We start from the raw sequence: 12685 nt of genomic DNA on the forward strand, positions 1-12685 counted from the left end.
GCCACCCCGCAGTGGATAACCCCGTGGAAAACACCCCCTGTGGAGGAACCGATGAATGCATCCGAGAACCCCTCAGCACGACGGGACACGAGACCCTCCCTTTGCCCTCCCCGCGCACTTCCGTCGCCAGCGACGCCGCCTCAGCCGCGAAGCGCCGATCCCCTCCGTCCACCCGCCCGCACGCCCCCTGACCCTGGACACCGGACCACCGCCGCGGACGGCTACCCTGGCCGGGATGACGATGCGCGGCATCCGCCGCCCCGTCGGCCCCATCCCTCTTCGTCCTCAGGAGCGTTCCCGACGATGACCCTCTTCGGCCTCGTGCGACACGGGCAGACCGACTACAACCTGCGGGGCCTGTTCCAGGGCTCGAGCGACATCCCGCTGAACGCGACCGGCCGTGAGCAGGCGCACCACGCGCTGGACGGCGCGCCGGACATCGCCTGGGACGCGGCCGTCTCCTCCCCGCTCGGGCGCGCGGAGGAGACCGCGCGGATCATCGCCGAGGACCACGGCATCTCCTTCGTCGGGACCGATCCACGCCTGGCGGAGATCGACTGGGGCGAGGCCGAGGGGCACGACGTCGCCGAGATGGAGGCCCGCTACCCCGGGCGCGCGTTCCCCGGGCGCGAGGGCCTGCAGGCCGTCGCCGATCGCGGCTACCTCGCGCTCGACGATCTCGCCGAGCGCTTCGCCGACCAGAACGTGCTCGTGGTCGCCCACGGCACCTTCATCCGCCTGCTGCTCTCCGGCGTCACCGGGACGCACCTGCCCTCGATCCCCAACGGCGCACTGTCCCTGCTGCGCCACGAGGGCGAGTCGTGGCAGGTCGAGATGATCGCCGGAGAGGCCGCCGAGGAGCCCGCGCGCACCGCGCCCGTGGGGGCCTCGCCGCGCTTCCCGCTCTCCGAGCACCACCTGCGTCCCTACGGACTCTGAGCCGCACCACTCCCCGACCTTCCAGGAGGACACATGAGCCGCACCGCCGTGGACGCCGAGGGCGCCTGGTTCGAGCCCGAGAGGATGGCCGAGCTGCGCCGCGCCCTGCCCATCGCCTACGTGGACGTGGTGCCCGTGCGCACCGACGTCGACGGCGCGATCACGCAGGTGGGGCTGCTGCTGCGCGCATCCGGGAGCGGACGGATCATCCGCGCGATCGTCTCCGGCCGCGTGCTCGTGCACGAGACGCTGCGCGAGGCCATCGCCCGGCACGTGGAGAAGGACCTCGGCACGATGGCGATGCCGCGGATCCCCGTCTCGCCCGTGCCGTTCACGGTCGCCGAGTACTTCCCGACGCCCGGCCAGTCGCTGTTCACCGACCCGCGGCAGCACGCGATCTCTCTCGCGTACATCGTGCCCGTGGACGGCGAGGCGGCCCCGCAGGAGGACGCGCTCGAGCTCACCTGGTTCGACGTCGAGGAGCTGCGCGAGGGCGAGGTGCTCTCCGAGCTCGACAACGGTCACGACGTGGTCGTGCGCCGCGCCCTCGCCCACGCCGGGCTGGTCTGAGATCCCGGCCGGTCCCGCCCTGCGGGTCGGGCCCGGCCGGGCGCCCGCTCAGCGCAGCAGCTGGGCGATGTCCCCCGCGATCGCGCGGAACGCCTTGCCGCGGTGGGAGATCGCGTTCTTCTCCTCGGGGCTCAGCTCGGCCGCGGTGCGCTCCTGCCCCTCGGCCTGGTCGGCCGGCACGAAGAGCGGGTCGTAGCCGAAGCCGCCCTCTCCGCGGCGCTCCGTGAGCAGGCGGCCCGGCATCTCGCCGCGCTCGACGCGCTCGGTGCCGTCGGGCGCGACCAGCGCCGCCGCGCACACGAAGCGCGCGGCGCGATGCTCGGCGGGCACGTCGCCCATCTGGGCGAGGAGCAGGTCGTTGTTGGCCTCGTCATCGCCGTGGCGCCCCGACCAGCGGGCGGAGAGGAACCCGGGGCTGCCACCGAGCACGTCGACGGCGAGACCGGAGTCGTCGGCCACCGCGATCAGGCCCGTCGCCGCGCTCACCGTGCGGGCTTTCAGCAGGGCGTTGCCCTCGAAGGTCACGCGGTCCTCGACCACGTCGGGGAGCTCGAGGCCGGCCGACGAGACGAGCATGCCGTCCTCGAAGCCGGGGACGATCTGCTCGAGGATCTGCTGCAGCTCGCGGAGCTTTCCCTGGTTGTGGCTCGCGATGATGATGCGGGCGTCCGCGGGGATCTGCGTCCCGCCGGTCCCCCGGTTCCCGTCCGCGAGGCTCATCGCCGGCCCTCGAGCGCCTCGCGCTGGAGCGCCGAGAGGTCGGCGCAGCCGCCGACGGCGAGGTCCAGCAGGGTGTTCAGCTCGGCACGGTCGAAGGGCGCGCCCTCGGCGGTGCCCTGGACCTCGACGAAGGAGCCGGAGCCGGTGACGACGACGTTCATGTCGGTCTCGGCCTTGACGTCCTCGCGGTACTCGAGGTCCAGGAGCGCCTCGCCGTCGACGATGCCCACGCTCACGGCGGAGACGGAGTCGGTGAGGACCTCGCGGGCGGCGGGGACGGCGGCGTGCAGCTTGCCCCAGGAGATCGCGTCGGCGAGGGCCACGTAGGCGCCGGTGATCGCGGCGGTGCGGGTGCCGCCGTCGGCCTGGAGGACGTCGCAGTCCAGCTGGATCGTGTTCTCGCCCAGGGCCTCCATGTCCACGACGGCGCGCAGGGAGCGGCCGACGAGGCGGGAGATCTCATGGGTGCGTCCGCCGATCTTGCCCTTCACGCTCTCGCGGGAGGAGCGGGTGGAGGTCGCGCGCGGCAGCATCGCGTACTCGGCGGTGACCCAGCCGCTGCCTGAGCCCTTCTTCCAGCGCGGCACCCCCTCGGTGAAGGAGGCCGCGCACAGCACGCGGGTGCGGCCGAACTCGACGAGGACGCTGCCCTCGGCGTGATCGAGCCAGTTGCGGGTGATCCTCACCTCGCGCATCTCATCGGCCGTGCGGCCGTCGACGCGGGGGCCGTCGGTGCTCGGACCGGTGCGGGGGGTCTCGGGGGTGGTCGCGCTCATGGGCCGCGCACCTCTCTCGCTGCTCGGGTGGCGGGCGGGGCCCGCGGGACGCAGTCGAGGATATCGGCCCGGGGGCCGTGCGCTCCGCTCAGGAGCGGGCTCCGCTCAGGGCAGCGCGCGCACGGACTCCGTCCCGACCACGAGCGCCGGGCGGGCCATGGTGATCTGCCCGTCGAAGACCGCGCGGGTCTCGGCCAGGGTGACCTCCGGGTCGGTCCAGGGGGCGATGTGGGTGAGCACGAGGCTGCGGGCGCCGACGGCGGCGGCGGCCTCCCCCGCGCGCCGGCCGGTGAGATGGACGCCCGAGAAGCGGTCGTCGCGGCCCTCGATGTACCCGGCCTCGCACAGGAAGACGTCGGCTCCGCGCGCGAGATCGAGCAGGCGGTCGCAGGTGTCGGTGTCGCCCGAGTAGGTCAGCACGCCGCCGCCCGCGGCGACGCGCATCCCGAAGGACTCGACGGTGTGGCGGACGGCGCCGATCTCGATGCGGAACGGCCCGATCTCGATCTCCTGGCCGTCACGGATCGGACGGTGGTCGAAGGGCACGCAGGTGACGCCGTCCGGGACGTCGCCCTCCCGGCCCAGCACCGCGCGCAGGCGGTGGGCGAGCCCGTCGGGGGCGAAGATCGGCAGGCGCGGCAGGTCACGGGCGTTGTACGCCCAGAACACCTCGAGACCGGTGAGGTCCAGGAAGTGGTCGGGGTGCAGGTGGGAGATCACCACGGCGTCCAGCGTCGCGGGGTCGATGTGCGCCTGCAGGGGCCCGAAGGCGCCGCTGCCGAGGTCCAGGAGGATCCGCCAGGTGCGGCCGTCCTCGTCCTCCTGCTCGAGGAGGTAGCTCGAGGCGGCGCCGGTGGGTCCGGCGAAGCTGCCGCAGCAGCCGACGACGGTCAGTCTCATGGGGTCACCACCGGGAGGGTCGCGGTCATGGTCACGGACGGGCCCAGGAAGCGCCGGGAGAGGCGCGAGAACATCGAGGGCGTGCCGTCGTGCGGCGCCGTCTCGGCGAAGACGTGCGCCGGGGGGTTCGGGTCCGTGCGCTGGATGCCGCCGGCCACGAGCTGGCGGTAGACGTCCAGGGCGGTCTCCTCGGCCGAGGAGACCAGGGTGACCTCGGATCCCATCACGTAGCTGATGGGGCCGGTGAGCATCGGGTAGTGGGTGCAGCCCAGCACGAGCGTGTCCACGCCCGCCTCCTGGACGGGCGCCAGGTACTGCTCGGCGATCCCGATGACCTCGTCGCCCTGGGTCTCGCCTCGCTCGACGAACTCGACGAAGCGCGGGCAGGCGGCGGAGGTGATCTGCAGGCTCGGGGCGGCGGCGAAGGCGTCGTCGTAGGCGCGGGAGCCCACGGTCGCCTGGGTGCCGATGATGCCGACGCGGCCGTTGCGGGTCGCGGCCACGGCGCGGCGGACGGCGGGCTGGATGACCTCGACGACGGGGACGTCGTAGCGCTCGCGGGCGTCGCGCAGCACGGCGGCGCTCGCGGTGTTGCAGGCGATCACGAGCATCTTCACGCCGCGCTCGACGAGGTCGTCCATGATCCCCAGCGCGAGGGCGCGGACCTCCGCGATGGGACGGGGGCCGTAGGGCGTGTGCGCGGTGTCCCCGATGTAGAGGAGCTCCTCGCGCGGCAGCTGGTCCAGGATCGCTCGGGCGACCGTGAGGCCCCCGACCCCGGAGTCGAAGATCCCGATCGGCGCGTTGCTCATCTGCCCCACAGTAGGCAGGATCCTTTCAGCCCTCAGTGAGGACGCACTCAGTGCGCGGGACATCACACCGTCCGCGGGGCCGCGACCGGCCCTCCGATCAGTACTCGTCGATCGCGCGCAGCAGGCTCTCCTGCAGCCACGTGAGCAGCTCGTAGACGGCCGCGACGACGTCGGCCCCGGCCACGCCGTCCTCGTCCTCGAGCGGGGGCGCGTCCTCGACGCGCTCCCCGATCTGCTGGAGCATGCGCAGGGTCTCGAAGTCGCCGTCGTTCGCGATGTGGAGCCGGTCCGCCAGCACGATCCGCACGTCGTTCAGGGCGCGCAGCCAGGAGGCGACGTCGTCGGCGGGGACGGTGACCTCGCCGTCGCCCGGGCCGCTGCCGTCGAGGGTGCGCACCAGGTGGGTGAGGTCCTCGATCTTCTCGGTCGCGAGGTCCTGCTGGCCCAGGCGCCGCAGCTCCTCGGCGACGGCGGCGTCGGTGCTCGCGTCGGGGAAGAGCCGGCGCACCGCGGTGTCGCGGGGCGCGCGCACCGAGGACTGCGCGAACTCGGCCTCGAGGCGCTCGAGGGGGTCGTCCGAGCCGGCGGCGGCGCGCACCGCCCCGGGCTCCTCGCGGAGGTCGAGGTCGTGCCGGATGAGCTCGGCGACCTCCTGGGCGACCTGGCTGATGATCGCCTTCTCCTCGCCGTCCAGGCGGCAGGCGATGTCGCCTCCCGGGCGGGGGCGGAACGCGTGGGCCATCAGCCCTCCTCCGTGCGCTCGAGGGTCGCGCGCAGGCCGTAGGAGTGCATGGCCTGCACGTCGGACTCCACGCGCTCGCGCGAGCCGCGCGAGACGACGGCCCTGCCCTGCTCGTGGACCTGCTGCATGAGCTCGTGCGCGCGGGCGCGGCTGAACCCGAAGTAGGTGCGGAAGACGTGCACGACGTAGCTCATGAGGTTCACGGGGTCGTTCCAGACGACCGTCTGCCAGGGGCCGTCCTCGAGGTCCTCGGCCTGCGCGGCGCGCTCGGGGTCGAGGACGCCGACGGTCCGCGAGCCGCCGCCCGTGTCGGTGTCGGTGTCGATGTCGGGATCGTGTCCGTGCACGGCGTCCTCCTTCCGGGGTCGCGTGGACCGCGTGGTCCGTCGATTCTACGAAGCGGCTGGGACGGAGCGGTCAGCTCGGTCCCAGCGGTGTGCGGGCCCGGTCCTCAGCGGCGGCCGACGAACCATCCGCGCACGACCGCGATCCTCTCCTCGATCTGCTCGGCGCTGGCCTGCGGCACGGCGGGCCCTCCGCAGCGCGAGCGCAGGGAGTTGTGGACCTGGCCGTGCGGGGTGCCGGACTTGCGGGCCCACGCGGAGACCAGGGAGGAGAGCTCCTTGCGGAGGTCCATGAGCCGCCGGTGGTCGACGACGGGGATCGCCCGGTCCGCCTCGCTCGCGGCCCCCTCGCCCTTCTTCGAGCGGCGGGCCATCTGACTGGCCTGGCGCTCCTGCAGCAGGGTGCGCATCTGGTCGGCATCGAGCAGGCCCGGGATGCCCAGGAACTCCTGCTCGTCCTCGCTGCCGGCGTCTCCCCCGGCGCCGTACTCGCCGCCGTCGAAGAGGACGCGGTCGAAGGACGCCTGGGACTCGAGGGCCTCGAAGGACAGCTCGAGCTGGTCGGAGGCCTGCTCGGGTCGGTTGGCCTCCTCGATCAGGTGCTCGTCGAGCCCGGTCTCCGCATCGCCCTCGGGCGGACGCAGATCCAGGACGTGGTCGCGCTCCTCCTCCATGGCGGCCGCGTGAGCCGTGAGGATCGGCACCGAGGGCAGGAAGATGCTCGCGGTCTCGCCACGGGTCCGCGAGCGCACGAAGCGGCCGACGGCCTGCGCGAAGAACATGGGGGTCGCGGTCGAGGTCGCGTAGACGCCGACGGCCAGGCGCGGCACGTCCACGCCCTCGGACACCATGCGCACGGCGACCATCCAGCGGTCATCGGAGTCCGAGAAGGCCTCGATGCGCTTGCCGGCGCCCGCGTCGTCCGAGAGGACGGTCGTGATCTCCTCGCCGGTGATGTCGTGGAGGGTCGCCGCGTAGGCGCGCGCCGTCTTCTGGTCGGTCGCGATGACCAGGCCGCCCGCGTCCGGCACGTGGCGGCGCATCTCCGTCAGGCGCTTGTCGGCCGCGGCGAGGACCGCCTGGATCCACTCGCCCTTGGGATCCAGCGCGGTGCGCCAGGCCTGCTGGGTGATGTCCTTGGTCTCGATCGCGCCGAGCTGCGCGGAGACCTCGTCGCCGGTCTTCGTGCGCCAGTGCATGCGCCCCGAGTAGGTCATGAACATGACGGGGCGCACCACGTTGTCCCGCAGCGCGTCGGCGTAGCCGTAGGAGTAGTCGGCCTTCGAGCGCAGGAAGCCCTCGGAGTCCTCCTCGTAGACCACGAAGGGGATCTGCGAGTCGTCCGAGCGGAACGGGGTGCCCGTCAGGGCCAGGCGCCGGGTGGCGGGGCCGAAGGCCTCGCGCACGCCGTCGCCCCAGGTGAGGGCGTCACCGGCATGGTGGATCTCGTCGAGGATCACCAGGGTGCGCTCGGACTCCGTGCGGGCCCGGTGCAGCATCGGATTCATGCCGACCTGCGCGTAGGTGATCGCGACGCCCTGGAAGTGGGCGCCGTGGCGCCCCTGGGCGTTGGTGAAGTTCGGGTCGAGCGAGATCCCCACGCGCGCGGCGGAGTCCGCCCACTGCGTCTTCAGATGCTCGGTCGGGGCCACCACGGTCACGCGGCGCACGGTGCCCTCGGCGAGGAGCATCGCGGCGATCTGCAGCGCGAAGGTGGTCTTGCCGGCGCCCGGCGTCGCGACCGTCATGAAGTCCTTCGGGGCGCGCTCGCGGTACATCGCGAGGGCATCGGACTGCCAGGCGCGCAGCTTCGGGGCCGTGCCCCAGGCGGCGCGCTCCGGGTATGCCGGTGGGAGGGACTGCGCCGCCGCGGTCGAGGGCCGGTGCGGGTCGCTTGTCTGGGGTGTCGTCGGTGGTGTCACAGCGCGGACCACGTTACCGCCGCGCCCGGACATCCCGACGCCGGGGCACGGCGGGCGGGATGTGAGGAATCGCCGACGGAGCGGTCCTTCAGCGCCGACCGCCGAAGAAGCCGCGGAACCCGCCGCGGCCGCCGCCCGAGCCGCCCTTGCCTCCGCCCGATCCGTCGCCGCCGTCGTTGGGCTCGCGCAGGCCGTCGTGGATCTCCTTGCACTCCGGGCACACGGGGTACTTCTTGGGGTCGCGCCCGGGCACCCACACCTTGCCGCACAGGGCGATCACGGGCGTGCCGTCGAGGGCGGCCTGCGTGATCCGGTCGCGGCGCACGTAGTGGGCGAACCGGTCGTGGTCGCCGTCGTCGGTCTTCTCCTCGCGCTCCTTGGTCTCGCGGTCCAGCACGGCGGTCGCACCGGGCGACTGGCCGGGGTCCTCGCGATACGGGTCGAGGCGGTCGGGATCGGAGATCGAGGGCATGTCAGGCTCCTTCGGGCTGATCGTCGTCGCTCCCGAGGGTAGTCGGCGTGGCAGGATCGGACACCCATGGAGCATCCGGTGTGGAGGGGGATCACGTGAGCGCGAGGCCCGACGCCCCGCAGGAGGGCCTGCAGGCCCTCGTCGACGCGCTGCTCGCCGGCGCGCGCGGCGGGCGGAGAGGCGCCGCCGGAGCAGCGGCCGACGGCGCTGTCGTGGACTCCCACGAGGGCGCGGGCGCGGTCGCCGCAGGCATCGGCGGGCTCGACGCGCCCGACGGCGGCTCCCTGCGGATCTTCGGCGGAGCCACCGTGAGCTTCGCGGCCGACGGGTCGCCGCTGTCCGAGGACCCTGCCGGGAGTGCGGACCCCGTGCATCCCTCCGACCCGATGGGCCCGGGCGGCGCCGTCGGCCCGGTGGAGCCCGTCGGACCCGAGACGCTCTTCGACATGGCCTCGGTGACCAAGGTCGTCACCGCGCTCACCGCCGCGACCCTGATCGCGGACGGGTCCCTGGACCTCGAGGGCAGTGCCGCGGACCTGCTGGATCCGGTCCTCGTGCCCGACGCGCGGATCACGGTGCGCCACCTGCTCACGCACACCGCGGGACTGCCTCCCACGATGCCGCTGTGGCGCATCGTCGGCACGCGCGAGCAGCGCCTCGCGGAGATCGGCCGCGCGGAGCTCGCCGCCGCGCCCGGCACCGCCCACGCCTACTCGTGCATCGGCTTCATCCTGCTCGGCGAGATCCTCGCGCGCCTGGGCGGGAAGGACCTTCCGGCCCTCGCCGACGAGCGCGTGCTGGGTCCGGCCGGCGCGACCCGCGCCGCCTGGTGGCCCGACGGGCAGGCCCGTGACCGCGCGGCGGCGACCGAGTTCCAGGAGGATCCGCCCCGCGGGCTCGTGCGCGGCACGGTGCACGACGAGACCGCCTGGGCCCTCGGCGGCGTCGGCAACGCGGGGCTGTTCGCGACCCTCGACGACGCCCTCGCGATCGCGCGCGTGCTCGCGGGCACGGCGCCCGGGCCCCGGCTCCCGGAGGATCTGCGACGCGAGATCGCACGCGATCAGCTGTCCCTCCCCGCGACCACGGGCGCTCCGTGGCGCCAGGGGCTCGGGGTGAGGGTCGGCCAGGAGCTGCCGGACGGCTCGCTCGTGCCCGGCGTGCTGGGACACCCGGGGTTCACAGGCACCGCCCTGTGGGCGGACCCCGCCACGGGCGCGATCGCCGCGCTGCTGACCAACCGCGTGCACCCCCGTCGCGAGCGCTTCGAGGTGCTCGGCGCGCGCCGCGAGATGGCGCGCCTCGCCTTCGCCCCGGCGTCTGCATCGGCACCGGCAGGGCAGCGCGCGTGAGCTCCCGCGGCCGCCTTCTCGTCGCGGGCCTCGCGCTCCTCGCGAACCTCGGCTTCTACCTGCCCAGCGTCCCCGACACCGGGCCGGCGGGCCCCGTGGGCATCGACACGGTCTACCACGTGGGCGTCTTCGCGCTCACCGTCTGGGCGTTCGGCCGCCTGCTCGCGCCCGCGGCGCGCTTCCCGATCGGCTGGGTGGTGCTCGCCGCCGCGGTCCACGCCGTGCTCATCGAGGTCCTCCAGGGCGCGCTGCTCCCCCACCGCTCGGCCGACCCGGGGGACGTCCTCGCCGACCTCGTCGGGATCGCGCTCGGGGTGCTCGCGTGGGCCGCGGACCGAAGGATCAGTCGCCGGGCGTCCCGAGCGAGCGCCGCGGATCCGGGGCGGCCGCGAGCAGACGCCGTGTGTACTCGTCCTGCGGATCGCTGATGACCTGCGAGGACTCCCCGCGCTCCACCACGCACCCCTCGTGCATGACCAGGACCTCGCTCGAGTAGCGGCGCGCGCTGCCCAGGTCGTGGGTGATGTAGAGGACCGCGAGGTCCTCCTCGCGCCGCAGGTCGTCGATGAGGTCCAGCATGGCCTTGCGGATCGTCACGTCGAGCATCGAGACGGGCTCGTCGGCCAGCAGCACGGACGGACCGGCGGCGAGCGCGCGGGCGAAGGAGACGCGCTGGCGCTCCCCGCCCGAGAGCTCGTGCGGGAAGCGGTCCAGGTAGTGCTCGGCCGGCTCGAGGCCCACCCGCGAGAGCAGCGCCGCGCTGCGCTCACGCACCTCGTCGGCCCCGGAGGGATCCTGGTGCAGCCGCACGGCGCGACCCAGGATGTAACTGATCCGGCGCAGCGGGTTGAGCGAGGCGAAGGGGTCCTGGAGCGTCAGCTGGACCTGCCCGGTGTACTCGCGCGACGAGGTGCCGCCCGAGCCGCCGGCTCCGCCCGATCCGCCGGCCACCCGATCCCCGTGCAGGAGGATCTCCCCGCCGGTGAGCGGCACCAGGCGGGCGAGCAGGCGGCCCAGCGTGGACTTGCCCGAACCGCTCTGGCCCACCAGCGCGGTGACCTGCCCGCGGCGCAGCTCGAGGGAGACGTCGTCGACGGCGCGCAGGGTGCGGCGGCGGCGCAGCACGCCGTGGCGCTCGCCCACGCCGTACTCCTTGACGAGGTGCCTGCCCTCGAGGACGACCTCGCCGCGCGCGGCGGTGTCCGGGGTGCTGGGGTCGGGGGTGCCGGGGTCGGCGGCGGCGATGCTCATGCGAGGCTCCCGAGGGCTTCGAGGGAGTCCAGGAGACTCCGGGTGTACGGGTGGCGGGCGTCGCGGTAGATCTCGGCCGCGGGCCCGTACTCGACCAGGTGCCCGCGGCGCATGACGGCGATCGAGTCGGAGATCTCCAGCAGCAGGGCGAGGTCGTGAGTCGTGAAGACGATCGCGAAGCCGTACTCCTCGCGCAGGCGCACGATCTGATCGAGCACCTCGCGCTGGACCAGCAGGTCCAGGGCCGTGGTCGGCTCGTCCATGAAGATGACGTCCGGCTCGAGGACCAGCGCGATCGCGATCGCGACCCTCTGCTTCATCCCGCCCGAGAGCTCGTGCGGGTAAGCGCCCAGGCGCTCGGGGTCGATGCCCACGCGGCGCAGGTGCTCGCGCGCGAGCTCGGTGCGCCGGGCCGGGCCGAGGTCGGGCCGGTGCACGCGGATGACGTCGTCGAACTGGGAGTGGATCGTCGTGACCGGGTTCAGGGCGTTCATGGCGCTCTGGAAGACCACGGCGATCTCGGTCCAGCGGATCGCACGCAGACCGCGCGCGTCCAGGGAGAGCAGGTCCGTCCGGTCACCGGTGGCGTCGGTGTAGGTCACCGATCCTCCGGCGATCCGCGCGGGCGGGCGCAGCATCCGGGTGATGGCGTTGGTGAGCGTCGACTTGCCGCTGCCGGACTCCCCGGCCAGGCCCAGGATCTCCCCGCGGTGCAGGGTGAGCGTCACGTCGTCGACCGCGTGCACCGTGCCGTGCTCGGTCGGGTAGTCGACGCTCAGGTGATCGGCCTCGATGACGGGGTCGCCGGTCACGTCCGACGGCCGGATCACCGGGTCCGCCTCCGGCACGGTGTCGGCGAGCGCGGTGCCCGTCGACGTCGCCGGGGACGATGGCGCCGTGGGATCCTTCGGCGCCGCCGGGCCCGTCGGACCCGTCGGCCCGGCGCTGACCGCCGCCCCGCCGGCGGCGGCGTCGGCCGTGGTGGCGTCGCCGCCCGCGGCGAGTGATCCGCGCACGGCGCGGTGGCGCGAGGAGCCCGTGCGCAGCCGTGGGTTCGCGTACTCGTCGATGCCGAAGTTGATGAGTGCGAGACCCGCGCCGATCACGGCGATCGCGAGGCCCGGCGGGACGTACCACCACCAGGCGCCGGAGAGCAGCGCCTGCGCGCTCTGGGCGAAGTAGAGCATCGATCCCCAGGAGACCGTGGTCAGCGACCCGAGGCCCAGGAACGACAGGCCCGCCTCGGAGAGGATGCCGCCGATCACCGAGAACAGGAAGCCGGAGGCGACCAGCGGGAGCATGTTCGGCAGCACCTCGGCGAACATGATCCGGGTGCGGGACTCCCCGCTCGCGCGCGCCGCTTCGACGAACTCGCGGCCGCGCAGGGACATCGTCTGCGCGCGGATGACGCGCGCCGAGCCCGCCCACGAGGTGATCGCGATGACCACCGCGATCGCGAACATGCCGCGGCTGGGCAGGTAGCCGGTGAGGACGATCAGCAGCGGCATGCCCGGGATCACCAGGAACACCGCGGTGAGGATGTACAGGAGGTCATCGGCGACGCCGCGCAGGTACCCGCCGAGCAGCCCGATGATCACGGAGAACACCTGGGAGACGACGCCCGCGACGAGGCCCACGAGCAGGGAGACGCGCGCTCCGGTGACGAACTGCGCATAGACGTCCTGGCCGGTCTGGGTGGTGCCCATCCAGTGCTCGGCCGAGGGCGCGCGCAGCAGGTCGAAGGAGGTCGCCTGCGGGGAGAAGCGGGCGGTGAGCGGGCCGATCACGGCGATCAGCACGAACACCACGACGATGAGGACCCCGGCGCGGACCTTGCCGCTGCGGGGCACGAGGCGGGTGAGGGACGTTCTCGTGGTGGACATGG

At 73.5% G+C, this 12685-nt stretch carries 14 protein-coding genes; 4 read left to right on the forward strand and 10 right to left on the reverse strand.

What is annotated here, in order from left to right; translation table 11 throughout:
• Positions 1–303: 303 nt before the first annotated feature.
• Positions 304–939: a histidine phosphatase family protein gene (locus ACFQ53_RS04290; protein WP_377855806.1), complete on the forward strand. Its 636-nt coding sequence runs from the start codon at positions 304–306 to the stop codon at positions 937–939.
• Positions 940–972: 33 nt separating this feature from the next.
• Complete coding sequence (locus ACFQ53_RS04295) at positions 973–1509, forward strand: DUF4916 domain-containing protein (RefSeq protein WP_377855809.1); 537 nt, start codon at positions 973–975, stop codon at positions 1507–1509.
• Positions 1510–1557: 48 nt separating this feature from the next.
• Here the strand turns inward: ACFQ53_RS04295 and rdgB are convergent, their stop codons facing one another.
• The 8 genes from rdgB to ACFQ53_RS04335 form a co-directional block, all read right to left on the reverse strand.
• Entirely contained in the window at positions 1558–2229 is a 672-nt protein-coding gene (gene rdgB, locus ACFQ53_RS04300) for an RdgB/HAM1 family non-canonical purine NTP pyrophosphatase (RefSeq protein ID WP_377855812.1), read from the reverse strand.
• Positions 2226–3005, reverse strand: coding sequence for a ribonuclease PH (gene rph, locus ACFQ53_RS04305; RefSeq protein WP_249479305.1), 780 nt, complete (start codon positions 3003–3005; stop codon positions 2226–2228). The genes rdgB and rph overlap by 4 nt, the downstream gene beginning before the upstream one ends.
• Before the next feature lie 105 nt (positions 3006–3110).
• Positions 3111–3905, reverse strand: coding sequence for an MBL fold metallo-hydrolase (locus ACFQ53_RS04310; RefSeq protein WP_377855817.1), 795 nt, complete (start codon positions 3903–3905; stop codon positions 3111–3113).
• A complete protein-coding gene (murI, locus tag ACFQ53_RS04315; protein WP_249479303.1) occupies positions 3902–4717 on the reverse strand; it encodes a glutamate racemase in 816 nt (271 codons plus the stop codon). Before murI ends, ACFQ53_RS04310 begins: the two co-directional genes overlap by 4 nt.
• Before the next feature lie 97 nt (positions 4718–4814).
• Positions 4815–5459, reverse strand: coding sequence for a DUF2017 family protein (locus tag ACFQ53_RS04320; protein ID WP_377855820.1), 645 nt, complete (start codon positions 5457–5459; stop codon positions 4815–4817).
• The gene (gene clpS, locus ACFQ53_RS04325; protein WP_377855823.1) at positions 5459–5806 is read right to left on the reverse strand and encodes an ATP-dependent Clp protease adapter ClpS; all 348 of its coding nucleotides are present in this window, start codon (positions 5804–5806) and stop codon (positions 5459–5461) included. The genes ACFQ53_RS04320 and clpS overlap by 1 nt, the downstream gene beginning before the upstream one ends.
• A 104-nt stretch (positions 5807–5910) precedes the next feature.
• Positions 5911–7758 (reverse strand): DEAD/DEAH box helicase, encoded by a 1848-nt coding sequence (locus ACFQ53_RS04330; RefSeq protein ID WP_377855827.1) that lies wholly within the window; start codon positions 7756–7758, stop codon positions 5911–5913.
• 55 nt (positions 7759–7813) lie between these two features.
• Complete coding sequence (locus tag ACFQ53_RS04335; protein WP_249479299.1) at positions 7814–8197, reverse strand: DUF3039 domain-containing protein; 384 nt, start codon at positions 8195–8197, stop codon at positions 7814–7816.
• A 95-nt stretch (positions 8198–8292) separates the two neighbouring features.
• Between ACFQ53_RS04335 and ACFQ53_RS04340 the strand changes: the two genes are divergently transcribed.
• Positions 8293–9549 (forward strand): serine hydrolase domain-containing protein, encoded by a 1257-nt coding sequence (locus tag ACFQ53_RS04340; protein WP_377855831.1) that lies wholly within the window; start codon positions 8293–8295, stop codon positions 9547–9549.
• Positions 9546–9977, forward strand: a complete 432-nt coding sequence (locus ACFQ53_RS04345; RefSeq protein ID WP_377855834.1) for a VanZ family protein — start codon at positions 9546–9548, stop codon at positions 9975–9977. The genes ACFQ53_RS04340 and ACFQ53_RS04345 overlap by 4 nt, the downstream gene beginning before the upstream one ends.
• Here the strand turns inward: ACFQ53_RS04345 and ACFQ53_RS04350 are convergent.
• Positions 9892–10800, reverse strand: a complete 909-nt coding sequence (locus ACFQ53_RS04350) for an ABC transporter ATP-binding protein (protein WP_377855837.1) — start codon at positions 10798–10800, stop codon at positions 9892–9894. The two genes, ACFQ53_RS04345 and ACFQ53_RS04350, sit on opposite strands and share 86 nt — an antisense overlap.
• The gene (locus tag ACFQ53_RS04355) at positions 10797–12683 is read right to left on the reverse strand and encodes a dipeptide/oligopeptide/nickel ABC transporter permease/ATP-binding protein (protein WP_377855839.1); all 1887 of its coding nucleotides are present in this window, start codon (positions 12681–12683) and stop codon (positions 10797–10799) included. The genes ACFQ53_RS04350 and ACFQ53_RS04355 overlap by 4 nt, the downstream gene beginning before the upstream one ends.
• Positions 12684–12685: the final 2 nt, after the last annotated feature.

Source organism: Brachybacterium sp. NPDC056505 (assembly GCF_042794925.1).
Lineage (GTDB): Bacteria > Actinomycetota > Actinomycetes > Actinomycetales > Dermabacteraceae > Brachybacterium > Brachybacterium kimchii.